The sequence below is a fragment of the Flavobacterium weaverense genome, from assembly GCF_003688495.1.
In the GTDB taxonomy this organism is placed as follows: domain Bacteria; phylum Bacteroidota; class Bacteroidia; order Flavobacteriales; family Flavobacteriaceae; genus Flavobacterium; species Flavobacterium weaverense.
Genome location: NZ_REFH01000010.1, coordinates 185,118 through 211,531, shown reverse-complemented (window position 1 = coordinate 211,531; position 26,414 = coordinate 185,118). Strand labels below are relative to the sequence as shown.

The 26,414-nt window shown below is 32.7% G+C and carries 20 protein-coding genes; 5 read left to right on the top strand and 15 right to left on the bottom strand.

From position 1 onward, the window contains the following. Window positions 1–60: 60 nt before the first annotated feature. The 5 genes from BC961_RS10775 to dapF all read right to left on the bottom strand — a co-directional run bounded on the left by BC961_RS10775 (window position 61) and on the right by dapF (window position 4,183). Window positions 61–702 carry a peptidoglycan-binding protein LysM gene (locus BC961_RS10775; RefSeq protein WP_121925866.1) on the bottom strand — a complete coding sequence of 214 codons (642 nt, stop codon included), beginning with the start codon at window positions 700–702 and terminating at the stop codon, window positions 61–63. Window positions 703–798: 96 nt separating this feature from the next. Continuing rightward, window positions 799–1,716: a DUF2279 domain-containing protein gene (locus tag BC961_RS10770; RefSeq protein ID WP_121925865.1), complete on the bottom strand. Its 918-nt coding sequence runs from the start codon at window positions 1,714–1,716 to the stop codon at window positions 799–801. Window positions 1,717–1,718: 2 nt separating this feature from the next. After that, entirely contained in the window at window positions 1,719–2,759 is a 1,041-nt protein-coding gene (gene mltG, locus BC961_RS10765) for an endolytic transglycosylase MltG (protein ID WP_121925864.1), read from the bottom strand. A gap of 89 nt (window positions 2,760–2,848) precedes the next feature. After that, entirely contained in the window at window positions 2,849–3,382 is a 534-nt protein-coding gene (locus BC961_RS10760) for a GNAT family N-acetyltransferase (protein ID WP_121925863.1), read from the bottom strand. An 18-nt stretch (window positions 3,383–3,400) separates the two neighbouring features. Continuing rightward, a complete protein-coding gene (gene dapF / locus BC961_RS10755; RefSeq protein ID WP_121925862.1) occupies window positions 3,401–4,183 on the bottom strand; it encodes a diaminopimelate epimerase in 783 nt (260 codons plus the stop codon). A gap of 136 nt (window positions 4,184–4,319) precedes the next feature. Between dapF and BC961_RS10750 the strand changes: the two genes are divergently transcribed. Together BC961_RS10750 and BC961_RS10745 are read left to right on the top strand one after the other, a co-directional pair. Next, entirely contained in the window at window positions 4,320–5,720 is a 1,401-nt protein-coding gene (locus BC961_RS10750; RefSeq protein ID WP_121925861.1) for a trypsin-like peptidase domain-containing protein, read from the top strand. A 369-nt stretch (window positions 5,721–6,089) separates the two neighbouring features. Continuing rightward, complete coding sequence (locus BC961_RS10745) at window positions 6,090–7,538, top strand: glyceraldehyde-3-phosphate dehydrogenase (protein ID WP_121925860.1); 1,449 nt, start codon at window positions 6,090–6,092, stop codon at window positions 7,536–7,538. 226 nt (window positions 7,539–7,764) lie between these two features. On the opposite strand, the gene BC961_RS10740 is transcribed toward BC961_RS10745, so the two are convergent. After that, on the bottom strand, window positions 7,765–9,171 hold the full coding sequence (locus tag BC961_RS10740) for an APC family permease (protein ID WP_121925859.1): 1,407 nt from the start codon (window positions 9,169–9,171) through the stop codon (window positions 7,765–7,767). Between the two features lie 249 nt (window positions 9,172–9,420). Further along, window positions 9,421–9,648, bottom strand: a complete 228-nt coding sequence (locus BC961_RS10735; protein ID WP_121925858.1) for a CDGSH iron-sulfur domain-containing protein — start codon at window positions 9,646–9,648, stop codon at window positions 9,421–9,423. 346 nt (window positions 9,649–9,994) lie between these two features. On the opposite strand from BC961_RS10735, the gene BC961_RS10730 reads away from it, so the two are divergent. Continuing rightward, entirely contained in the window at window positions 9,995–11,050 is a 1,056-nt protein-coding gene (locus BC961_RS10730; protein WP_121925857.1) for a glycosyltransferase family 9 protein, read from the top strand. Window positions 11,051–11,160: 110 nt separating this feature from the next. Here the strand turns inward: BC961_RS10730 and BC961_RS10725 are convergent, their stop codons facing one another. Beyond that, window positions 11,161–12,165: a TlpA family protein disulfide reductase gene (locus BC961_RS10725; protein ID WP_121925856.1), complete on the bottom strand. Its 1,005-nt coding sequence runs from the start codon at window positions 12,163–12,165 to the stop codon at window positions 11,161–11,163. A 312-nt stretch (window positions 12,166–12,477) separates the two neighbouring features. On the opposite strand from BC961_RS10725, the gene BC961_RS10720 reads away from it, so the two are divergent. Further along, the gene (locus tag BC961_RS10720; RefSeq protein WP_121925855.1) at window positions 12,478–12,987 is read left to right on the top strand and encodes a pyridoxamine 5'-phosphate oxidase family protein; all 510 of its coding nucleotides are present in this window, start codon (window positions 12,478–12,480) and stop codon (window positions 12,985–12,987) included. Window positions 12,988–13,045: 58 nt separating this feature from the next. Here BC961_RS10720 and BC961_RS10715 read toward each other — a convergent pair whose 3' ends face one another. The 5 genes from BC961_RS10715 to BC961_RS10695 all read right to left on the bottom strand — a co-directional run bounded on the left by BC961_RS10715 (window position 13,046) and on the right by BC961_RS10695 (window position 23,081). Then, entirely contained in the window at window positions 13,046–14,434 is a 1,389-nt protein-coding gene (locus BC961_RS10715) for a C40 family peptidase (RefSeq protein ID WP_245980895.1), read from the bottom strand. 654 nt (window positions 14,435–15,088) lie between these two features. Beyond that, entirely contained in the window at window positions 15,089–17,350 is a 2,262-nt protein-coding gene (locus BC961_RS10710) for an aconitate hydratase (protein WP_121925854.1), read from the bottom strand. A gap of 127 nt (window positions 17,351–17,477) precedes the next feature. Next, window positions 17,478–20,252: a bifunctional aconitate hydratase 2/2-methylisocitrate dehydratase gene (locus BC961_RS10705; RefSeq protein ID WP_121925853.1), complete on the bottom strand. Its 2,775-nt coding sequence runs from the start codon at window positions 20,250–20,252 to the stop codon at window positions 17,478–17,480. Window positions 20,253–20,575: 323 nt separating this feature from the next. Beyond that, the gene (locus tag BC961_RS10700; protein WP_121925852.1) at window positions 20,576–21,529 is read right to left on the bottom strand and encodes an AAA family ATPase; all 954 of its coding nucleotides are present in this window, start codon (window positions 21,527–21,529) and stop codon (window positions 20,576–20,578) included. 118 nt (window positions 21,530–21,647) lie between these two features. Beyond that, a complete protein-coding gene (locus BC961_RS10695; RefSeq protein WP_121925851.1) occupies window positions 21,648–23,081 on the bottom strand; it encodes a peptidylprolyl isomerase in 1,434 nt (477 codons plus the stop codon). Window positions 23,082–23,645: 564 nt separating this feature from the next. Here BC961_RS10695 and BC961_RS10690 point away from each other — a divergent pair. After that, window positions 23,646–25,235, top strand: coding sequence for a peptide chain release factor 3 (locus tag BC961_RS10690; protein ID WP_121925850.1), 1,590 nt, complete (start codon window positions 23,646–23,648; stop codon window positions 25,233–25,235). Window positions 25,236–25,334: 99 nt separating this feature from the next. Here the strand turns inward: BC961_RS10690 and BC961_RS10685 are convergent, their stop codons facing one another. Both BC961_RS10685 and BC961_RS10680 read right to left on the bottom strand, forming a co-directional pair. Further along, complete coding sequence (locus tag BC961_RS10685) at window positions 25,335–25,694, bottom strand: hypothetical protein (RefSeq protein ID WP_121925849.1); 360 nt, start codon at window positions 25,692–25,694, stop codon at window positions 25,335–25,337. A 406-nt stretch (window positions 25,695–26,100) separates the two neighbouring features. Continuing rightward, window positions 26,101–26,412 carry a DUF3467 domain-containing protein gene (locus BC961_RS10680; protein ID WP_121925848.1) on the bottom strand — a complete coding sequence of 104 codons (312 nt, stop codon included), beginning with the start codon at window positions 26,410–26,412 and terminating at the stop codon, window positions 26,101–26,103. Window positions 26,413–26,414 lie beyond the last annotated feature (2 nt).

The window sequence follows — 26,414 nt, the reverse complement described above, 5'->3', positions numbered from 1 at the left end:
GTAAAAAAAAGAGGCTGTCGAAATTATTGACAGCCTCTTTTTTTTGACTAATTACATTTTTTAAATATTCTTTGCTTTTGCATTAATGTCTGCTACTATAAACGAAGTATCGTATCCTCCAAACATTTTCATATAGCTTCTAATTGATGTTCCATAAGCATCAGTAAAGTTGCGTTTTCCCTTGTATCTAAAAAACTTCTTCACTGATCCCGCGCCACCAAGATGTGCAGCAGCTAGAATACCTGATTCTGTAATTCGAAGGCCATTAATAACTGTACCTTCATATTTTTCAATTTCTTTCTTTAATTCCCATTTGTTCTTTGCTAGAAGCGCTAAAAAAGCCTTTTCTTGCAATTCAGGACTATTCAAAAAAGCATTTCTATCATAAATACCAACAGACTTCAAAGTTTCAATACCAAACTGATATTTACCTATATAACCTAAGGAATTAATTTTTTTGTATTTGCTTTCTGATTCTCTGAAGCCAACAGCTTCTCTGAAACCAACGAAGAAATTTCCTGTAAATGGAATACTTAAGTTTGTGTATTCTTCTACTTCTTGAGATGGATATAAGTAGTGTGTACCATCTTCTTCATTGATAAGAAACCAAGGGTTGGTTTCTAAATTAGCAGGTCTAAAACCTGAGCTTAAAAAAACTGTTATTACAGTTAGACTTGAATAAAAATACCATTTCTTTATCATAAATTGTTTTTCTTCAAACGCTGTCCCGTTATGAAATTTCTGCCCGCAAAGATACAACAAAATTATTTATACTGAATATCAAGTAGTTAAAGTTTTCTAAAAATAGATTAAGTGGTATTTAACGTGGTTTAAGCGCGAGAATTCGACTGTTGGTGCCGGAATTTTTATAGTATTTACGACAGAAAAAACGGAATTTAAAAAAGAAGATTTAGTTTTTATTTTCGATAAATCTACATCAAGACTTAGATAAAACTGTCTGAATCTTTGCTGTTCTGCAGGTGTAGATGAATCTTTGTTTTGAGCGGTTCCGCTGATCATTCCTTCAGCTCCATAACCCACCGCGACGTTGAGCCATTTTGGTATATCCGAACCTTTAAAAAATGAATATAAATGAACTGATAGCCAATATGTTTGTCCGTTGTAATCTTTTAAAATTTGTTCAGCAGTTGAACTTCCTAAGATATTTGGACGATAGTTGGCAAATTTGGTAGTATGAAATGAAAATTTTGGCGTAATACGCTGTTCTTTCCATAGTAATTCTTGAGATATGTATAAAGCTGTTCCTGTTGCATTTGCTATAATATCGCCTGAAGATGCTCCCCATTCAGCAGAGTATCCATCAAAAACCTCAACGGCTGTAAGAAACGCAAAGCCTAAACCTGCACCATATAATAATTGCTTATTTTTGTCAGTACCACTCCAATTTAACATTTCAGCACCAAAACGACCTAAATGGTAGGATGAAAAAACGTGTCCTGCTTTATCCATCTGCAACCAATCAGAATTGTCGTTTATAAAATGAAATTGAGAACGAGGATAATCAGCATACCACAGTTGGTTTAAACCAACCAATGTTGCAGTACCTAACGCCGCTTCAGAAATTAAAACTGCATTTTGGCGTCTTAAATTTAAGGAATCAGAAGGAGTAAAGAAGTTTTCAAAATCGCTATTTTGGGAATAACAGATTTGGCACGTGAGACTATAGAAAAATAGAAGAAGAAGTTTAATATTCAAAACTATCTTTTAACGCCTTGACTATTAATCCACTCTGAATATTTTTTAGCATTTTTATTGTGCTCCTCTAAAGTTACAGCAAATTCATGGTAACCAAAACGCTCTACGCTTGCACAAAAATAAATATAGTCATTTTTTTCAGGATTTAAAACAGCTTCCAGCGCTGTAATATCGGGCATAGCAATAGGTCCTGGTGGCAATCCAGTATTCATGTAAGTATTATAAGGATGACTCGTCGTTAAATCATTGTAAAAAACTCTTTTAATAACTTGTTCGAAATCATTTGACTTCTTTTTCATTGCAAAAATTACTGTTGGATCAGCTTGAAGTGGCATTCCTGCTCGCAAACGATTCAAGTATACGCCAGCAATTCTAGGCCTTTCATCTTTCTTAACTGATTCTTTATGAACAATAGAAGCTAATGTAGTGGCCTCTACTGGAGTTAAACCTCGCTTCTCTGCCTTAGCGATTCTTTCTTTAGTCCAGAAATTGCGATATTCCTTAATCATTTTATCTCGGAATTTAACAGCTGTGGTGTTCCAATAAATTTCATAGGTATTAGGAATAAACATAGCAATTACATTGTCTTCATTAAACCCGTTTTCCTTTAAAAAAATAGAATCTTTGAATGATTTGAGCAATGAAACACTATCTCCCTCTATTTGCGATCCTACTCGCCCTGCTAAATCCTCAACACGTTCTTGATTATTAAAGGCTAATTTCACCGCAGAATTTAATCGCATTGTTTTAACTAAAGCATAACTGTTCATTCCTTTAGTCAATAAAAAACGACCTGGAATAACATTATCGTCATAACCTCTTTTATTTGCAACAAGATCAAAGCGATCCATTTTCTCTACATAAGGAGCAAGAATTTTTTGCACATCTTCATATTTTGAATCTGTTGGCACATAAACGTAAACTTCTTTATCTTCAAATTTAGTGTTAGCAGAAAAAATTTGATTTAAAAGGACGAATCCATAAATCATTAATAACGTTATCAATACAACAGCCGCTATTGTTATAATTTTTTTTAAGCTCATAAGTGATTTATTTTTTTAGTGGAATCAACTACTTGATTCGCTACATTTTCTTTTTTAATAATAAAGTGATGATAAAGAAACTGCAAAATTTAGAAATTAGTATTTATTAATTGAAAAATAGCTTCGTCTTTATATTTACCCTTCACTAAAGTCCAATCTTTTTTAACTCCAATCTTTTCGAAACCAAATTTAGTAAAAAGCGCTATACTTGCTACATTGTCAGTGCCAATATTTGCATATAATTGATGTAAATTTAAATTATCAAAAGCATACTCAATTAATAACTCTATAGCTTCTGATCCAATATTTTGATTTCTATTTTCATTCCCTTGAATCACGATCCCGACTCCTGCTCTATTGTTCTTTGGGTCAAAATCAAATAAATCAACTAAACCTAATGCTGGAAAGTCTTCATCTTGACAAATTGCTAATCGAAGTTGCTTAGCTTCATAAATGTCTTGATGTGCATTTTCTAAATATTGCTTAACTAAAAAACGACTATATGGAGTATTCGTATTGCTAACTTCCCAAATAGTTTGGTCATTTTCTATCGCGTAAATAAACTCAAGATCATTAGGCTCTAGCGCTCGAATGTATATGGTACTACCTTTAATTGTCTTCATTTACAACAAACATTTTAATTAAATTTCAATAGTTCCTTGATACACAAATTCAGCTGGACCTTTTAAAGTGACTTCAGTGAATAAAGAATTATCTCTATTAAAAGAAACTTCTAATTTTCCACCTCCAACGTTCAAGTGAACAACTGACTCGTTTGTTTTTCCTAAAAAATTCATAGCGATTGCAACTGCCGTCGCTCCCGTTCCGCAAGAAAGTGTTTCGTCCTCCACTCCTCTTTCATACGTACGTAACGAAAAAGTCCTATGATCTATTTGTTTTACAAAATTTACATTAGAACCTTCTTTTCCATACAAATCGCTGTATCTTATTTGGGCTCCGCTACTTTTAACATCGTACTTGTCTAAATCATCAACTAGTTTGACGTGATGTGGAGATCCTGTATTCATATAAACATAATCTGAATTGACTTTTACTTCATCAACATCAATCATTTGCAGCGCCACTAAACCTTCAGAATCAATACTTGCATGATGTAAACCATCTGTTGCTATGAAAGTAGTTTTGTTATCTATTACCTTTAAATTTTTGGCGAAAGCCACTAAACACCTTCCACCGTTTCCACACATCGAACTTTGATTACCATCAGAATTATAGTAAACCATTTTGAAATCAGTTTCCGCATCGTTTTCCAATAAAATTAGACCGTCACCACCAATGCCAAAACGTCTATCGCATAATTTTTCAATTAGTTTGATGTTGCTTTTTGGAAAAAACTCTCCGCGATTATCAACCATTACAAAATCGTTGCCCGTTCCTTGGTATTTAAAAAATTCTAATTGCATTATAAGATATTTTAAGATTAACAAAAGTACGAACTATTAATGAAATGTTAATCATTGTTAAAGAGCGTTAAACAGTATTTTATGGAATGATTTTAGCTTTAAATTTGTATAAAAAATATTTTAAAACGAATTTAATATGAAAAAATTTTCTACACTTTTATTGGTTTCGTTGCTAAGTGGAGTTGTCACACTAGGCGCATACAAAGTATTATTTGACACAAATGGCTATTTCTCAAATGAGAGAAATTCAGGAATAACTGTAGCATCAAATTCCTATGGTAAAAGAGTAGGATTGTCATCAGAAGTTCTAGATTTTACAGATGCTGCCGAAAAAACAATTCATAATGTAGTTCACGTAAAAAATGTTTCGAGAAGGACAGTTAGTAATCCCATTCTCGAATATTTTTATGGTTATAAAGGAGGACAAACACAAGAGCAAGTAGGAACTGGATCTGGTGTTATTATATCAGAAGATGGTTATATTGTAACGAATAATCACGTTGTAAAAGGAGCATCTGAAATTGAAATTACATTGAATAATAAAAAGACATACACTGCAAAACTTATAGGAACCGATTCAAAGATGGATATTGCATTACTTAAAATTGATGCTAAAGAAAAGTTGTCTTATACTGTTTTTGCTAACTCTGACTCTGTGAAAGTGGGCGAATGGGTTTTAGCAGTTGGAAATCCTTATAATTTAACCTCAACGGTGACTGCTGGGATTGTTTCGGCAAAAGCTAGAGATTTAGATACTAGTGGAATTCAGTCTTTTATACAAACCGATGCGGCAGTAAATCCAGGTAACAGCGGTGGTGCATTAGTAAATACGCGAGGAGAATTGATAGGGATCAACACTATGATTTCTTCTATGACTGGTTCGTATGTAGGGTACTCCTTTGCTGTACCTTCTAATATAGCAAGAAAGATAATTGAAGATTTAATGGAATTTGGTAACGTACAAAGAGGAATTTTAGGAGTAGAAGGTGGTGAGCTTAATGGAATCGCCTCTAAGGAATTAGGAATTGCACAAACTGAAGGATTTTACATCAACAAGGTTACTCAAAATTCTGGTGCAGAAAAGTCAGGATTATCTAAAGGAGATATTATTATAAAATTAGATGAGCAGAACATTGCTACGTTTGCTGATCTGTCTGGTTACATCAATACCAAACGACCAAATGACAAAATACAAGTCACTTATATAAGAGACGGAAAAACTAAAATTGTTCCTGTAACACTTAGTAAGAACGAGTTTTTTAGTACCGAATTTAAAGGGATAGAATTAGAAAACATCGATGCTGCTGACAAGAAGAAATTTAAAATTGATTACGGTGTGAAGATTAAATCAATCACAAGTGAAAATTTAAAACAGTATGATTCTGAATTAAGAGGCAATATCATTCTAAGTATAGATAATGTTAAAGCAACCAATATTGAAATGGTATCTAAACTTTTAAATAAAAAAGGAGAGAATCAAACAGTACGTATTGAAATGATTAATAAAAACGGTGAAATAATTAGGGTAATAATCTAATCTAAATTTTTAGAAAATTTAAAGTGTTATAAACAAAGCCATCTTATGATAAAGGTGGCTTTGTTTGTTTTACAAGTTTGATAAGAATTAAAAATATTAAATAGACTATTTAAAATTAATTAAAGTGTTTTATGTCCAGTAAAGATTATTTCATAAAATTTTCCGCCTGTAATTCACGTAAAAAGCTTTCAATTCAATACCAGTATTAGGATTCACTGATAATTTGCAAAAACTAAAATCAAATCAAAAAAACACTACTGTTATTTTTTTAGAAATAATTTAGAAAATAGCTTACGAAATCGATTGAAATAGGTACTTTTGCACCAAATTTTAAAAAATACACTAACTTATTTTCATTAAATTTTCAACATGGCAACTACAACTTTATACGAAAAAGAAGTATCTTTTCAAGCCGACAGGCGACGTGCAGGAGTAAAACTGATTAAAATTATCAGTGATTTATGGTATGATAAATCCATCGAAATGGTTTTATTCCGCAATCAATTAATAGATCGTAATGTTAGCGATATTATCAATTTGCATGGTTACGCTGCTGAATTTGTAGGTAAACCTATTTCTATTTTTGATTCTGTTAAGATTGCAAAAGCGATATTAGAATTAGACCTTCCGCCAGCAAAATTAGATATTGGAAAATTAGCGTATGAATTCGCTTTAGAAGAAGATAAATATCCAGATGCTAAATACTTTGTTATTGATAAATTAAAAAACGCAAAGAATTCAGAGGAAATTCGTCCTAAAGATGTTGTCTTATATGGTTTCGGTAGAATTGGTCGTTTACTTGCTAGAGAATTAATGTCTAAAACTGGTAAAGGAAGTCAATTGCGTTTAAGAGCGATTGTTACTCGCGATAAAAACGATGCTACTACTCTTGAAAAAAGAGCTTCTTTATTAAGATATGATTCTATTCATGGTGATTTTGAAGGATCAGTGACTGCTGATACTGTTAATAACGCTTTAATTATCAACGGAACAACTGTGCATATCATTACAGCAAATTCTCCAGAAGAAATTGACTATACATTATACGGTATAGACAATGCTTTAGTGATTGATAATACGGGTGCATTTACTACTCATGAAGCATTAAGTAGACATTTAGTTTCAAAAGGAGCTGATAAAGTTTTACTAACTGCACCAGGAAAAGGAGTTCCAAATATTGTTCACGGTGTAAACCAAAACGAATACAATCCAGATGAGATTGATATTTTCTCGGCTGCATCTTGTACTACGAATGCAATTACGCCTATTTTAAAAGCTGTTGAAGATACTTTAGGTGTTGTCAAAGGGCATTTAGAAACGATTCACGCTTATACAAATGATCAGAATCTAGTTGATAACATGCACAAAAAGTACCGTCGCGGAAGAGCAGCGGCTTTAAACATGGTAATAACTGAAACAGGTGCTGGTAGCGCTGTCGCGAAAGCGTTGCCTTCACTAGAAGGAAAATTGACTTCGAATGCAATTCGTGTACCGGTTCCAAATGGTTCATTAGTAGTTTTGAATCTTGAAGTTTCGAAAACCACTTCAGTTGAAGAAATTAATACAATAATGAAAAAGTACGCTTTAGAAGGCGAACTTGTAGAACAAATAAAATACTCTATGAATAATGAGTTAGTATCTTCAGATATTGTAGGTACACCTCAACCAGCCATATACGATAGCAACGCAACTATTGTATCAAAAGATGGTAAAAACATAGTTCTTTATATCTGGTATGACAACGAATATGGCTACAGTCATCAAGTAATTAGATTAGCAAAATATATTGCTAAAGTAAGACGTTTTACTTACTACTAGTCTATAGCTTACAGGTTGTTAATTGCTTGTTATCTTTTTTTAGTAATTAGTTTTTAGTCGGTAATTTTTAAAACTTAATAACTGCAGTCCAACCTGAATTTAAATATAAAATCCGTCTCGTTTAATAACGGGACGGATTTTTTAGTTAATTCATTTTTACATCAAAAATAAAACTGTCTCACAAACTATAAATGATTAGATGATTATTTACAATTATATAGAAGAACTATTCTTTTGCTTTCGTTAGATAATAGATTGGAATCCCAGCTAACATTATTAGTACACCCCAACCGCATGTACTTGTTTTTACAACTAACAAAGCAATACAAATTGCTGTAGATACTACAATGTACAAACCTGGTAAAAAAGGATAGCCAAAAGCTTTATAAGGACGATCCGCATTTGGTAACTTCCTACGAAGGATGAATATTCCTAATATAGTTAGCATATAGAAAATCAAAACAACAATGACCACAAAATCTAATAAATCTCCATATTTCCCAGTCAAACACAGCACAGAAGCCCAAAGACATTGTACCCAAATCGACCAAGCTGGAACACTCGCTTTATTAAGTTGAGCGGCTTTTTTGAAAAACAGACCATCTTGAGCCATTGTGTAATAGACTCTTGCTCCTGCCATAATCATTCCGTTGTTACAAGCAAAAGTGGAAATCATAATCATCACCGCAATTAAAAATGTTCCTATCGGACCAAAAATATATTGCGACGCTACAACTGCAACTCTATCTGACTCGGCTGTCGCGATCCCTTGCAAAGGCACAACTGCTAGATACATTAAATTTGCTAGCACGTAAATAACACAAACGATAACTGTCCCTAAGAATAAACTTAAACCTACATTCCGCTTAGGGTTTTTAATCTCGCCTGCAATAAAGGTAACTCCTTCCCAAGCTCCACTTGAGAATAGGGAACCAACTAATGCTGCAGAAATAGCAGAAATTAATGCCATACCACTTATTGGCAACCAATTACCAGTTTCTACATTGAAGGATTGCGAAGCCCAAGCATTAGTCCAGTTTGCATCCCATACCTCAGCCTTAGCTGCCATGAAACCAAAAATTATCAAACCGGCTAATGAAACAATCTTAATCAAAGTAAGAACCGTTTGTAATATTTTAGAGTTTTTTACACCGCGACTATTGATATAACTTAAAAAAATAATGGTAATTATAGAGAGAACTTGCGCAGCATTAAGTTTAAAACTTCCTATTTCATATAAAATGTTTTTATCGCTTAACGGTGCGTATAAATAAGCTGAAAATTTTGCAAAAGCAACGCCTACTGCAGCAATAGTACCTGTTTGAATAACAGCGAAGAAACTCCAACCGTATAAAAAACCAACTAACTTTCCGTATGCCTCTTTAATATAAACATATTGCCCTCCTGCCTTTGGAAACATCGCACTCAATTCTCCATAACTTACTGCTGCAATCACTGTAATCACACCAGTAAGAACCCACATAGCAATAAGCCAACCTGAAGATCCTAATTGGCGAACCATGTCTGAACTTACAATAAAAACCCCTGAACCAATCATGGATCCTACAACGAGCATCGTTCCGTCTAGTAACCCTAATTCTCTTTTAAAATGCTCTGGTTTATTTTCTTCCATATAATAGTTTTTGGTTTTGGTTGGCTAAAGATATACTTTTTTTTAAAATGAGAAATCAAATTAATAATTGTCTTCAAAATACTATTAAAAAAATAAATGTGCTCTCGCACAATAATAGTAAAGTACTAAAAAACAAAAAGACGCTCTCGCACTTTTGATGCGAATAGCGTCTTTAAATAAATTTATATTTATTTTGAAATAGGAAAACTAGTAATTAGTAACAGAATCCAATTTTAAAAGTTCGAATATTTATTTGGTTTTCATTGGCGGTAAATCAAATGCTTTAGCATCATGCTCAAAGTTATTTCTATGAGAACCGTCACAAAAAGGTTTGCTTTTTGATTCTCCACAACGACAAAGACCTAAAGTATTTCTACCTTCTAACCCATAAACGTTTCCTTCACTATCTGTAATTTCAAAATCTCCTTCAATTTTAATAGAACCATTACGATTAATGGTAAGTTTTGTTGTGCTCATAATTTACTTATTTTTATAGTTCAATAGATGCAAATATAGCTTGATGAATCATTATTTATATACTTTTTACAAATTCTATTTATAATTTACAGTAATTCTATTTAAAGGAAAAGACAAAAGATAAAATATGTTCATTGATAGAAAATTAATCAAACGTATCTATTTAAAAAATAAAATTCGCGACCAGTTTTGTTAAGTAGTCGAATGTTTTTGATTAAATTCTAAATTGTACATTTGCGATGATAAACATAGATTCTTTTATAAAAAGTTAATCAGCATCGCATTTTAATATCCCATGTTCGAAAAGTCTATCCAGTATTAAATCTAAACCTACTATCCAAAAAAAATGAGTGCTATAAAAAAAATAAATGAATTCCGAAGAATTATAACCCGCGGTTTAACTAAAAATATAGGTAGCTCACAAAAGAACCAGCAGATCGATTTATCTGAAAAGATAGAAATAAAAAAGGTTTTAATTTCCAGACCTAATCATCGTTTGGGGAATCTTTTACTAATCACACCTCTAGTGCAAGATGTTGCATCGGTTTTTCCGGATTGCAAGATCGATTTATTTGTAAAAGGTGGTTTAGCGCCAATTATCTTTGAAAATTATAAAAACATCAACTATATAATTGAGCTGCCTAAAAAACCATTTAAAAATCTAATTGATTATTTCAAAGTATGGATCAAAATCAAAAATCAGAAGTACGATATAGTAATTAACGTCGATAAAAACTCTTCATCCGGAAGATTATCGGCACAGTTTGCTGATGCAAAATATAAATTTTTTGGCGAATTGGATAAGGAAATGCAATTAGCAAACAGTGATTATGAGCACATAGCGAAATACCCTATATATGAATTTAGATCATTTTTAACTAAATTAGGATTTGCTAAAAACGAAAATGCTATACCATCAATAGACTTGAAATTGAGTTCACTAGAGATTAATACAGGTTCTAAAATTATTGCCGATTTAGTAAAAAACGACAAGAAAACCATAAGCATATTCACTTATGCTACCGATGATAAATGCTACTCCGAATTGTGGTGGGAAGAATTCTACGCACGATTACTAAAGGAATATCCGCAGTATAATATAATCGAAGTTTTACCTGTGGAAAACATTTCGCAAATTGGGTTTAAAGCGCCAACATTTTATAGCAAAGATGTGAGAGAGATTTGTGCAGTGATTGCAAATACTGAAATTTTTATTGGCGCAGATAGTGGGATTATGCACTTAGCAAGCGCATCATTGACACCAACAGTTGGATTGTTTTCTCGCGATAATATTAATATGTATAAACCGTATAATAATAACAGTGAGGCAATAAATACAAACACTGGAACTATTGAGGACTGGATTAAAATCATAAATATGGTTCTCTCGAAATCAAATTAGTAATGGGAATAAATAACAAAAGCCGCCAAAATAAAATTTTGGCGGCTTTCTTATATAGATAGATCTTAATTAAAAATTCTTCTTACTTGTTATTTCTCAATTATTGACCACTAGTTCAATAGCGCATCAAACTCAGCTTCAATTGTTGGGCTAGATGGTCTAGGAGCATCGGCTTTTACAATTTTACCATTTGGATCTATTAATATAAATCTCGGAATACCAGTAATATTATAGTCTTTGATGAATTGAGAGTTCCAGTCATTATCAGCAAAAACTTGTACTCCACCTAATTCTTTGTCTTTGATTAATTTTCTCCATTTTTCAACATCTTTTAATTGATCAATAGAAAGACTTAAAAAAACAATATCTTTCTGATGGTATTTTTCTTCAAGTTTCTTTAAAAAAGGTATTTCAGCACGACAAGGAGCGCACCACGTTGCCCATACATCAATGTAAACATATTTACCTCTAAAGTCTTCTAGTTTGGTTTTTCCACCCTTATAATTATCATAATTAAATGAAGGAGACATTGCACCATCCATTTTTCTTGTTTTAAGACCTTCCTCGTAATATTTAGTCAATCCAACAAATGAATTTTCAATATTCTTTTTCTGTAGCATCACAAAGCTAGGATCAAACTTCTTATTCTCTAGTGCACTTAAATCTGAAGCTTTCTTCTCTACTATAGTTTTATTAAAACTATCTTCTGTCGAAGCTAAAAGTAAATCATAATCATACTTTGCATCTTCGATAGCATTTTGAGCTAGAAAATTATTTTCCAAAGCACCTTTTCCTGAGTATACTATAGATTCATCAAACTGTTTAGCATCCATTTTTAAAGTTAAGTCGTAACCATTTTTCAAGAAAACTTTAGTATACTCCTTACCGTCAAAAAGCATATAAAAACCTTCTTCAATAGGAAAAGAGTCTTTAAAAAATCCGTCCTTATTAACTTCAATTTTTTTGACCTCCTTACCATTATTTCTATCTAAGAAACTAATAGCATCGGTATTTCTGTTGGCAATTTCTGCTTTAAAAGACAAAGCGGTTTTCGATTGTCCTATCACGTTAGCCGTACCAATAAATGCCAATGCGATAAAAAGTAATTTTCTCATAGAGTTAATTTTTTATTTAGTAACTCAAAAATAATTTATTAATGTTAAGTGATATTAACAATTAACATAAAATTAATTAGAATTAATTCTCGATATCATTATTCAACAATAAAATACAATAGTTAGAATAGCTAAAATGATACGACTACACAGATATAAGGAATTTCCAAAATGCAGATAAAACACTTATCACAGTATCAGATATTTAAAAAATGAAACATTTAGAATAAATTGTATAATTAATTTTCCTTGAATCTTTGTCAACTTTGTAATTCAACGTACAATATAGAATTAATTTTAAAGATAATAATTATGAGTGCTAAAGGAACTGATTACACGATAGAAGGAATAGATAAATTAAAGAGTTTAGTAAAAGATATCACAATGTGTCTTTTCTGTACTGATATTAAAAACAATGATGGTTCAACTGCTCGACCGATGAGTGCAACCCATGTATGTGATAAAGGTAATATTTGGTTTTTTGACCAGAAGAATAGTGATAAAAACAAAGAGATTGCAAAAGATCCTAACGTTCAATTGTTTTTCTCCCATCCTCCAAAAGGAAGTTATTTAGTAGTGAATGGTCATGCATCAATTGTTTTAGATCGCGACAAGATTGACGAACTATGGTCACCGGCAGTTGGAATATGGTTTGAAGGAGGAAAAGAAGATCCAAATGTTTCATTAATCAAGGTTGAACCAAAAAGTGCGTATTTCTGGGATACGGATGGTAACCAAATGATCAACTTCATAAAAATGGCTGCTTCAGTTGTCACTGGAACAAACTTAGTGGGTGGAACAGAAGGTGAAATTAAAGTATAAAAAGAGCAAAAAAAAACGCTCCAACATGTTGGAGCGTTTTTTTTTAATAAGTCTAGATTTACTGCAAAACTCTATTTATTTGAGTAAAATTTTTCTGGTAATACTTCTCTTTAGTAGAGGAAATAATAACACCGTTACTTACTGAAGAGTGAATAAATTTAATTTCTCCTTCATTGACCTCAACAACCATTCCTACATGGTTGATCTGGCTTCTACCATTAGTCTTAAAGAATATTAAATCTCCTTTTTGAGCTTCTTCTGTATTTATTTTTGTTCCTATACTAGATTGCTCACGAGAGGTTCTTGGTAATTTTATGTCAAATGCACCAAAAGTAGTGCACATCAAACCTGAACAATCAAATCCTGATTTTGATGTTCCTCCAGTTCTATAACGAGTACCAATGTTTTCTGAAGCATTTTCAATTAACTGATCTAAAAAATCATGATTAAACGCTGTCCTCTGTGAATTATTAAAATCAATCTTGCTGTTTTTGATGTCAATATTATTAGCTATTGCATTATTTTCTTTAATAGCTATATCGGATGTGATGGTCAATTTGTGACCTACACGAAGTTTTCCTTTAATTTCTGGATTTTGTTTTTCTAATTCCTGAACTGTAATTCCGTATTCTTTTGCAATTGCATATTTCGTCTCTTTTGCTAAAACCTCCCTTACAAAAGTGTTTTTAACAGAATTATTTTCTTCAATGATTTTAATATCATTTTGAACTAATTCCACTTTAGGTTGCAATGAAACTTTATCCTCAATCTTTAAAACTTCTTTAGATTCAACAACTGCGACAGCGTTTGCAGGAATATTTACTTTCTGACCAACTCTAAGTGCTTTAACTCCTAACTCAGGATTTGCTTTATCAAATTCTTTGATACTAATCCCGTATTTTTTAGTAATCGAGTATTTAGTTTCTTTTGGTTGCACTTCCCAACTAAATGATGACGAAATTGGTGAATTTTGGTTGTAATCTTGCTTGTTAGCAACTTCCTTACTAGCAATAACTGGAGTTTCGTTTATTAAATTTGAAGGAATATTTATTTTTTGTCCAATTTTTAAATCAGAAGAAGCAAGTGCTGGATTTAAATCATTTAGTTCTTTGATTGTAAGTCCGTATTGTTTAGCTATACCGTAAAGTGTTTCTTTAGCTTGAACTTGGTGTTCTTTGGATGAATTATTAACTACTTTAGGGTGTGTAGTTGCTTTTGTGTTACTTTTTGTAACTATTGTAGTTGGTATTAATAAAACAGAATTGAGTTTTAATAGGTTCTTTGCTTTGGGATTTAGCTTTAAAATTGCGCTTTGCTTTACTTCGTATTTCTCAGCTATACTTGAGATTGTTTCCCCTTTTGATATAGTGTGTTTTGTGATTTTTTCCTGTGAAAAAAGAACCATGCTATTCAGACAAAATAGCGCTACAATTACTCTTAAACTCATATTCATTTATTTCAAATTACTTACCCCATGGTATTCTAACTGACAATTTCGGGATATAATTATTAAATTTCGTCAGCATAAATTTCTTGAAAGATGTTCAAGAAACACGTTTCTTAAAAATGCTTTGTTATTTGATAAAAAAATTAAATCAATAACTAAAGCTAGTGCATTTTTAAAAAAAGCTAATATAAACTTATTAATCAAAAAAACGCCTATTTAGTTTCACAAATTTTAAAAATTCTTATATAATAGCCACATTTTCGTTCTTTAATGCTGTTTTTTGAAGCAAGGAAGTAACTGTAATAGAGTATTGAAAATTAAAATACCTAAAATTTACGGAGATTGGATTAAAACTGAGCGAAAATGAATTTTAACCTTTATAAAACAATTGTTAGCCCTGATCGAAATGAAAAGCCTTTTGAAATAGAATTGTATTTTTTCTCGACAAAAAAGAGCGATTGAAGTAAGCTCCTTTTTAGTCTTAGAAAAAAGCAATGCTATAATAAAGCTTGAAAGGAAGAGCAGGATAAGCTCCATCTAAACAATAAAAAAGTGCTCATTAATTTAAATTACAGTCAAAAAAACTGGATTTTAAATTATCGAACACTTTTATTTATTACAAACTAAATCAATTAGCTCAGTTCCCATACATAATTATGCTTCAGCAGCTATTAAATTTAATGCTGAACCGGCAACGAACCAACCTATTTGTCCTTCATTGTAAGTATGATTAGCCATTATAATATCTATAGAACCATCAGCATGAACAAATTCTAATGTTAAGGGTTTTTCTGGAGCAAAATGAATTAAATCTAAGAAATTGATTGTATCATCCTCTTGGATTTTATCATAATCTGCTTCGTCAGCAAATATTAATCCCAACATACCTTGTTTTTTCAAGTTTGTTTCGTGAATACGGGCAAAAGATTTTACTAAAACGGCTTTGACACCAAGAAAACGAGGTTCCATCGCCGCATGTTCACGAGAAGAACCTTCCCCGTAATTGTGATCTCCTACAACAATTGAAGGGATACCCGCTGCTTTGTAAGCACGTGCTACCGCAGGAACAGCATCATAAACTCCAGTCAATTGATTTTTAACTGTATTTGGTTTTTGATTGAATGCATTAATTGCACCAATCAACATGTTATTTGAAATATTATCTAAATGTCCACGGAATCGCAACCATGGTCCAGCCATAGAAATGTGATCTGTTGTACATTTTCCAAAAGCCTTTATTAATAATTTAGCTCCTGTAATATTTTTTCCATCCCATGGATCAAATGGTTCTAATAATTGCAAACGTTCTGAACTACTGCTCACAGAAACTACAACACCTGATCCGTCTTCAGCTGGCGCTTGAAATCCAGGATCTTCAGCGTCAAATCCTCTAGGAGGCAACTCATTTCCAGTGGGAGCTTCTAACCGAACTTCCTCACCATCTTCATTAATTAAAGTATCAGTTAAAGGATTGAATCCTAAATCTCCAGCAATAGCTAAAGCAGTTACAAGTTCAGGCGAACCTACAAAAGCTAAAGTATTTGGGTTACCATCAGCACGTTTTGAAAAGTTACGGTTGAACGAATGCACGATTGTATTGCGTTCTTCTTTTTCAGCTCCATCTCTATCCCACATTCCAATACATGGTCCGCATGCATTTGCAAAAACTGTAGCTCCCATTTTATCAAAAATATCGATAAATCCGTCACGCTCTATTGTATATCGAACAACTTCAGAACCTGGTGTAATTGTAAACTGAGACTTAATTTTTAGTTTTTTGTCAGTAACTTGCTTAGCAATTGATGATGCTCGCGCAATATCTTCGTAAGAAGAGTTTGTACAAGAACCTATTAAAGCTACTTCAATTTTTAACGGCCAATTATTTTTAATTGCTTCCTCTTTCATTTTTGAAATAGGAGTTGCTAAATCTGGAGTATATGGTCCATTTAAATGTGGCTCTAATTCATCTAAATTGATTTCGATCACTTGATCAAAATACATTTCTGGATTTGCGTAAACCTCATCATCACCTGTTAAATATGGTGCAATCTTATCTGCTTCATCAGCGACATCAGCTCTATTTGTAGATCTTAAGTATCGTCCCATCGAAGCATCATAACCAAATGTAGAAGTTGTAGCACCAATTTCGGCACCCATATTACAAATTGTTCCTTTACCTGTACATGACATAGAAGTTGCTCCTTCGCCAAAATACTCAACGATAGCGCCAGTTCCACCTTTCACAGTTAGAATACCTGCAACTTTAAGAATAACATCTTTAGGAGCTGTCCAACCAGAAAGTTTTCCAGTTAATTTAACTCCAATTAATTTTGGGAATTTTAACTCCCACGCCATTCCAGACATAACATCAACCGCATCAGCTCCACCAACACCTATAGCTACCATCCCTAATCCACCTGCATTTACAGTATGTGAATCAGTTCCAATCATCATTCCTCCCGGAAATGCATAATTCTCAAGTACAACTTGGTGAATAATTCCTGCTCCAGGTTTCCAGAAACCTATACCATATTTATTGGACACAGAAGATAAAAATTCAAAGACTTCATTACTTTGCGTTTTGGCTCTAGCCAAATCTGTAACCGCATCTACTTTTGCCTGAATCAAGTGATCACAGTGAACAGTCGTAGGAACAGCAACCTTAGATTTACCAGCATGCATAAATTGCAACAAAGCCATTTGGGCTGTTGCATCTTGACAAGCTACTCTATCGGGTGCAAAGTCAACATAATCAGCACCTCTAGTAAATGCTTGAGTCGGCGTGCCTTCCCATAAGTGATTGTATAAAATCTTTTCTGTTAAAGTAAGTGGGCGACCAACTATCTCACGTGCTTTGTCAACACGAGTAGTCATATTGGCGTACACTTTTTTAATCATTTCTATATCAAATGCCATAATATTAAATAAGTTATATGTATAATTCCTTTTGAAAACACAAGGTACAAAAAATAGAGGAAACATTAAAAAAAAAGCCCGAGTATATCACTCGAGCTTTTAAAATATGATTGACAAATCTATATCACTATTTATTGACTAATAATTTGTGAGATGGTGCAAACTGCGTAAGATTAATTCCTGTTACAGCCGCTTTATACTCATCCATTGTAGGTGTTCTACCTAATATGGTTGATAAAACTACTACCGGAGTTGAAGAAAGTAACGATTCTCCTTTTTTCCCTTCAGCATCTTCAACTACTCTTCCTTGGAAAAGACGCGTTGAAGTAGCCATTACAGTATCCCCTTTTGCTGCCTTTTCTTGATTCCCCATACATAGGTTACATCCAGGACGCTCAAGATAAAGTATATTTTCATATCCAGTTCTTGCCACACCTTTTGGAGCATTATCATCAAATTCAAAACCAGAATACTTTTGAAGTACTTCCCAATCTCCTTCTGCTTTTAATTCGTCAACAATATTATATGTTGGCGGAGCAACCACTAGAGGAGCTTTAAACTCAACTTTACCGTATTGCTCATCAATATTTTTAAGCATTTGAGAAAGAATTTTTAAATCGCCTTTGTGGACCATACATGATCCAACAAATCCAAGGTCAACTTTTTTAACACCTCCATAAAAAGAAAGCGGTCTAATGGTATCGTGTGTGTAACGTTTTGACACGTCAGCATTATTTACATCAGGATCAGCAATCATTGGCTCGGCAATAATATCCAAATCAATAACAACTTCAGCATAATACTTAGCATTTGCATCCGGCGTTAAAGCTGGTTTCTCACATGATTTAATTTCAGCAATTCTCTTATCTGCTTTGTTTATTAATCCTTGAAGAACTTGTTTGTGGTTGTCCATCCCTTTATGAATCATAATTTGGATTCTGCCTTTTGCAATCTCCAATGATTCGATTAAAGTATCATCCTCAGAAATACAGATAGAAGCTTTCGCTTTCATTTCTGCAGTCCAATCTGTAAAAGTAAACGCTTGGTCAGCAGTTAATGTTCCAATGTGAACTTCGATAATTCTACCTTGGAAAACATTTTCTCCACCAAATTGCTGAAGCATTTGAGATTGAGTAGCGTGCACTACATCACGGAAATCCATATAGGTTTTCATATCCCCTTTGAAAGTCACCTTAACAGATTCTGGAATTGGCATTGAAGCCTCACCAGTAGCAAGTGCTAGCGCTACCGTACCTGAATCAGCACCAAAAGCAACTCCTTTTGACATCCTTGTATGAGAATCACCACCGATAATAATAGCCCACTCATCAATAGTAATGTCATTTAATACTTTGTGAATTACATCGGTCATTGCATGATAAACGCCTTTAGGATCACGAGCAGTGATCAAACCAAAGTCATTCATAAACTTCATTAATCTAGGAATATTTGCTTTTGATTTGCTATCCCAAACCGACGCAGTATGGCAACCTGATTGATAAGCTCCATCCACAATTGGTGAGATAACAGTTGCAGCCATCGACTCTAATTCCTGAGAAGTCATTAAACCAGTCGTGTCTTGTGAACCAACTATGTTTACTTCAACACGAACATCAGACCCTGCATGTAAAACTTTTCCAGCAGTTATTCCAACAGCGTTTCGATTAAATATTTTTTCAACAGCAGTAAGACCTTGTCCTTCAATAGAAACTTCTTTTGATGGCGCATAAACGGGAACTGCTTCGATACCTAATGTACTACATGCAAATGTTTGAAGTTTTTTTCCAAAGACAATTGCATAAGATCCACCAGCTTTGATAAATTCCATTTTTTGCGGAGTAAATGATTTAGAAATATCAATTAATTCTTGCTCTCCGTTATATAATTTCTTTGTCTTTGTATTTATTGTAAGTACCGTGCCCGTTGCAACAGAATATACTTCTTCTAGAATAGGATCACCGCTTTCATTACGAAGAGGGTCTCCATTTTGATCTAATGTCTTAACCCAGTTTTGAAGATCAAGACCAATACCTCCTGTAACATCAACAGTAGTAAGGAAAATTGGAGAAATACCATTAGTACCAGCAACTATCGGTGCTATATTAATAAAGGGAACATAAGGACTTGCTTTTTTACCTGTCCATAATGCTACGTTATTTACACCAGACATTCTAGATGAACCAACACCCATAGTCCCTTTTTCAGCAATCAACATTACACTTTTATCAGGATGTTGAATTTGTAGCGCTTGAATTTCGTTTTGTGCCTCTGGAGAAATTAAACATTTACCATGAAGTTCACGGTCTGAGCGAGAATGCGCTTGATTACCTGGAGAAAGTAAATCAGTTGAAATATCTCCCTCACCAGCAATATAAGTCACCACTTTTATCTCTTCTACTACTTCAGGAAGCTTTGTGAAAAACTCTGCTTTTGCGTAGCTCTCTAAAATTTCTTTTACAATTACATTACCGTCTTTAAAAGCCTCTTTTAAACGATCTGTATCCGCGTCGTATAAAAATACTTGTGTTTTAAGGACAGCAGCAGCCTCTTTTGCAACAGCAATATCATTCCCTAAAGCTAAGTCAAGCAAAACTTCAATAGAAGGCCCACCTTTCATATGAGATAATAACTCAAAAGCAAAAGCATTGCTGATTTCTTTTACATCAGAAGCAGCAGTAATAATTTCTTTTAAAAACACTGCTTTAACAGCAGCAGCAGGCGTAGTTCCAGGAACAACATTGTAGATAAAGAAATTCAAAGAATCTTCTCTATGTACATTATTTACATCTTTAATTTGTGTAATAATTTCACTTAGTAATTCAGCACCATCAATTGGTTTAGGATGAAGGCCTTGTACTTTCCGGCCTTCAATTTCTTTAAGATAATCGTTATAAATACTCATATTATAATTCTTTTTCAATGTTAAAAGGCACATTACTTTGATCATCTCAAAATACAGAACCGAAAATATTTAGGTGTTTTTTATTTTTTTGATGCGCAAATTTAGTTATTTCGGTTGAAATTAAAAAGAATTTAATAAAACAACACTTTCTAAATATTATTATTATAAATAAACCAATTACATCACATTAAAATGCGGATATAGCAAAATTTAATTGATTTTTTAAAAAATTCACAGTATTAGTTTTAATTCTTTGCAATACATAAAAATTTGTAGGAATCGCTTTGATCCTCGCAACAATTAGGTGCGTTATGAATGTGGAATTATAGCAACTTAGTTATTATCATTTCTTCAGTGATTCCCTCAGCGTCGGCTTTATAATTTTTAATAATTCGATGACGCAAAATACCAATTGCTACTGCTTTTACATCTTCGATATCCGGAGAAAATTTGCCGTTAAATGCAGCATTAGCTTTAGCTGCCAATATTAGGTTCTGAGATGCTCTTGGACCTGCTCCCCAATCTAAATAGTTTTTAATAAACTCATTCGATAAGGCATTGTCAGGTCTTGTTTTACTCACTAATGACACCGCGTACTCAATTAAATTATCTGCAACTGGTATTCTTCGAATTAGATGTTGGAAATCAATAATTTCTTGAGCAGTAAATAACGGATTAACGGTGCTTTTAATATCAGAAGTAGTTCTCTTTACCACTAATACTTCCTCTTCAAAAGAAGGGTATTCTAGCTTGATGGCAAACATAAATCGGTCTAATTGGGCCTCAGGCAAAGGATAGGTTCCTTCTTGCTCAATTGGGTTTTGAGTAGCTAGAACAAAATAAGGTAACGCCAATTTATAATTAACTCCTGCAATGGTAACCGATCGTTCCTGCATAGCTTCTAATAGGGCAGCCTGAGTTTTTGGAGGTGTTCTATTGATCTCGTCTGCTAGAACAATATTAGAGAATATTGGACCTTTTATAAATTTAAAATTCCGGCTTTCATCTAGAATTTCGCTTCCTAGAATATCTGACGGCATTAAATCTGGAGTAAACTGGATTCGCTTAAAGTCAAGTCCTAAAGCCTGAGCGAGCGTATTCACCATCAATGTTTTGGCTAATCCGGGAACACCAACTAATAAAGCGTGCCCTCCTGAGAAAATACATAGTAAAATCTGATCTACTACAGCATCCTGTCCCACAATGATTTTAGCGATTTCTTTTTTTAACTCTTCTCTCTTTTGAACTAGGTTTTGTATTGCTGCTACGTCTGACATTTATGAGGTATTTAAAATTAAAAAGAGTTAGCGTTATGAAATCATAAAACTAACTCTTTTTATTTATTTAAAGAAAACTTTTTTAGAAGTTAAAGATTGCTAAAAGCATTATGAAATATTACTTTTTAAGCCAGTTATTAGTGAAATCACAATCTCTATATTCACCAATAATTTTAATATAAGTTTCTTTTATTTTCTCATCAAACCATTTACCAATAGCTGTGATTTGCTTACTTTTTAAAGCTAAATCTTTAATTTTAATATAATCTTTAGCGTAGTCAGCAGCGTGCTCGTCAATTCTGTTCGTTACAGTAACTAATTTGAATTTCTTTTTACCTTCTTCGCCTTGATCTAATATAGGCTCTGAAATTTGATTTGTTTTCAAGTTAGATACCTGACTGTAAAAAGCAGGATCCATTTTTGTCAATTCAAAACGAGTATCTTGTGTCTTTGGATTAATTAACGCTCCACCGTTTGCTCTTGTTTCTTTCTCATCAGATAATGTTCTTGCCGCTTCCGCAAAAGTGATTTCTTTATCTTCAATTCTTTTCTTAATCAAAGTAATTTTTTCTTTAGCTTCAGTCAATGCTTCGTCTGTAACAGTTGGAGCTAATAAAATATGTCTCAACTCTACTTCTTGTCCTTTAATTTTTTCGACGTAAATAATATGAAATCCAAAATCAGTTTCAAAAGGAGCTGATATTTCACCTTCCGCTAAACTAAAAGCAACGTCCTTAAATTCTTTGACAAAAGGTGTTTTACGATTCATTTTGTAAAAACCTCCAGTTGATCTTGAACCAGGATCTTGGGAATACAAAACAGCTTTAGTAGAAAAACTGGAACCTTCTTCTATTTCCTTTTTAAAACCATTCAAGCGATCAATCACTTTTTGTTTATCATCAGCTGAAACTTTTGGAGTGATAACGATTTGTGCCACTTCTAATTCTACACCAAAAAATGGTAAATCACTTTTAGGAATTGTTTTGAAATAATTGCGAACTTCTTCCGGAGTAATTTCAACAGCGTCAACTATTTTCTTTTGCATTTCTGAGGTCAGTTTTCCTTCCTTCAAAATGTCTGAGAAATAACTTCTAAATTCCTCTTCCGAATCCTTTTTATAATACTGAATTACTTTTTCTAATGAACCGATTTGGTCAACCATGTATGTAAGACGCTCTTCCATCATTCCTTTAACTTCAGAATCTGTAACAACGATACTATCCTGAATAGCTTGATGAGCATATAACTTATCTTCTAATAATTTTCCAAGCATTTGACATCTAGTAATATCTTTTACAGTTCCACCTTGCGCAGAAATTTCTAAAAATGACTTGTCAATATCTGAATCTAAAATAATATAGTCTCCAACTGTTGCAATTACACCGTCAATTTTAAGTTTTCCTGTAGATTTTTTTTGAACTACGGTTTTTGTAATAACAGAATCTTTAATAATTTCCTGAGCACTTGCTATAACACCTGTGAAAAGTAAAAATATAAAAGTAAGGGCTAACCTATTATTAATAGATCTAAATTGTAATGTATTTATTGACATTGGTATAATTAGTATTAAATGTAAAGATGGTTATTATTAGCTTTTAAAATTTGCGCAAAAACCAAAATAATTTTTGCAAATATACACTTTTAAGAATCAAGTTCGCGAACAGCTTTTATGGTCACAATGAACTGATATTCTATAAATTTAAAACGAACAAAAATAGTAATTCCATTATATAATACAAGTTTAAGAACTAGTATTAACAAAAAATTATCGTGAGTCATTTTTAAATAATTCTTTATATAAATTCCTAAAAATCTACAGCTGATTTGACTTTTAAATCTTGTAGGTCAAATAGTTAAATTAAAGGTTTTAAACTTGATAATTAAAAATTACTTTAATTCGGGCTGTTCTATCAAAGAGAAAGTTAAATCTAAGTTCAAATTTTAAAACATAATAATATAAAATGAAATCAGCTCTGACTTACAAATCGCAAATAACAGTTAGTAACGGATAAAGCTAACCATGTAAGGGTTTTGAAAGCAGACCGCTATAATTAAGGTATACTATTTTTTCAATTGGCATTTATAAATAGTACTTTTGCACCCTATTTATACAAATATGAGCTTTTTAGAAGAAATACAACGCAGAAGAACTTTCGGAATTATCTCGCATCCTGATGCAGGAAAAACAACACTTACTGAGAAGTTACTACTTTTTGGTGGTGCCATTCAAGAAGCAGGTGCCGTGAAGAATAATAAAATTAAAAAAGGTGCTACGAGTGACTTTATGGAAATCGAGCGCCAAAGAGGAATTTCGGTTTCTACCTCTGTCTTAGCATTTAATTACAAGAATAACAAAATTAATATTTTAGATACTCCTGGCCATAAAGATTTTGCCGAAGATACTTTTAGAACTTTAACCGCTGTTGATAGTGTAATTGTTGTTATTGACGTAGCTAAAGGTGTGGAAGAACAGACAGAAAAACTAGTTGCTGTTTGTAGAATGCGCAAAATTCCAATCATTGTTTTTATTAACAAATTAGACCGAGAAGGAAAAGACGCTTTTGACTTGATGGACGAAGTTGAACAAAAGCTAGGACTTAGAGTAACTCCTTTAAGTTTTCCAATAGGAATGGGTTATGACTTTAAAGGAATTTATAATCTTTGGGAGCAAAACATTAATCTTTTTAGCGGAGATAGCAGAAAGAATATTGAAGAAACAATAGCTTTTTCAGATATTAAAAGCTCCGAATTAGAGAAAATTATTGGTCAAAAGCCAGCCGACACATTACGCGAAGAAATAGAACTGATTGATGAAGTATATCCGAAGTTTGATCGCCAAGAATATTTAGACGGGAAATTACAACCTGTATTTTTTGGTTCAGCTCTTAATAATTTTGGAGTACGAGAATTGCTAGATTGTTTCGTTCAAATAGCTCCATCACCTAGAGCAAAAGAATCTGAAACGAGATTAGTAGATCCAAAGGAAGAAAAAATGACAGGATTTGTATTTAAAATCCACGCTAATATGGATCCTAAACATAGAGATCGTTTAGCATTTATAAAAATTGTTTCTGGAACATTTGAGAGAAACAAACCGTATTACCACGTTCGCCAAAAGAAAAATTTAAAGTTCTCTAGTCCAAATGCTTTCTTTGCAGAAAAGAAAGAGATTGTTGACATATCGTATCCAGGAGATATTGTAGGATTACACGATACAGGAAACTTTAAAATTGGTGATACATTAACTGAGGGAGAGATAATGAGTTTCAAAGGAATTCCGAGCTTCTCACCAGAACATTTCCGTTACATAAACAATGCTGATCCAATGAAAGCAAAACAATTGGACAAAGGTGTTGACCAGTTAATGGATGAAGGTGTTGCTCAGTTATTTACGTTAGAAATGAATAATAGGAAAATTATTGGAACCGTAGGAGCACTTCAATATGAGGTTATACAATACCGTTTAGAGCATGAATACGGAGCAAAATGTACTTATGAAAACTTCCCTGTTCATAAAGCCTGTTGGGTAAAACCTAACGATCTTAAAAGCGATGAATTCAAAGAATTTAGACGTATTAAGCAAAAATATTTGGCTCACGATAAATACGGACAGTTAGTATTTCTAGCCGACTCTGATTTTACGATCCAAATGACACAAAATAAATATCCGAATGTAAAACTGTTCTTTACATCTGAATTTGAATAGTACCTATTTAAGAACATTATTGTGAATGATACAATTCGAAATAAAAAAAAACGCTAATTTAATAAATTAGCGTTTTTTTATGTTTGTATCGAAAGCTTTTTAAGCAATCATCGTATCTAAATCTACTGCCTTTTTCAAAAAAGCTTTGATTAATAAACGATTTGGTGCCATACCAGATGTTATGACTTGTTTTTTAGTGTTTGTTCCCTCAACTGATATTGTGCTATTTGGATCTTGTTTTGTACCCATGAACCATAAAACAAAATTCACACTGTTAGAAGTTGAAACTGCTGAAGTAGATTGTGTTTTTACACTTGAACTATTTTCTATATCATTGTCAACTGCGATATCATTGCTAGTTTGTGCAAAAGCAGAAGTATTTGTCAACAATAAAAAAACAAACAACAGAAGACCGTTTACGATACTTTTTTTATTTGTTTTTAAAGAAATATATTTCATAGTAAGCTTTTTATCTATCAGAGATATAATTTATACCCCATTTCAAGTGCGAAAGTATATCATATGTAAATTAGTAAAAAATATTTCCGACAAAGCACCATTATACTCGTTGAAGCACCAAATTAGGGATAAATTTTAAAGGTATGAGCCAAAATTTAAACGCGGTCAATAAGTAAACTAATCAATCTATTTAAAAGGAAATAAATTAATCTGAAACGATTACTGGCTTTCAAAGTAGAGAGATAATAAAGTCATTTTTTGAAAATACTCAATTTTTTGCCAAATCTCAAATAGTATAAAAGACCATAACTCTAAGTCCACTATCATTTTGGAATCTAAAAAGTAATTCATTTAAAAAAAGTCATAAAAAAAAGGCTTTCACCGTAGCGAAAGCCTTTTTGAAATATTATGCTTGTCCCGCAGGACCAAAGTTCAGCGGTATCGGTGCTTGCTCCGTGTCTTTTATTTCGCCATGAGCGACTTCAAAACGGTGGATATTTTCACCTATTGCCTTTAATAATCGTTTAGCGTGTTGGGGAGTCAAGACAATTCTTGATTTCACCTTCGCTTTAGGAATACCTGGCATTATACTAACAAAATCTAAAACAAACTCTGATGATGAGTGATTGATAATAGCTAAATTAGAATAAATTCCTTCAGCGGTTTTTTCATCTAACTCAATATTAATCTGCTCTTGTTGTGGATTAGAGTTACTCATAT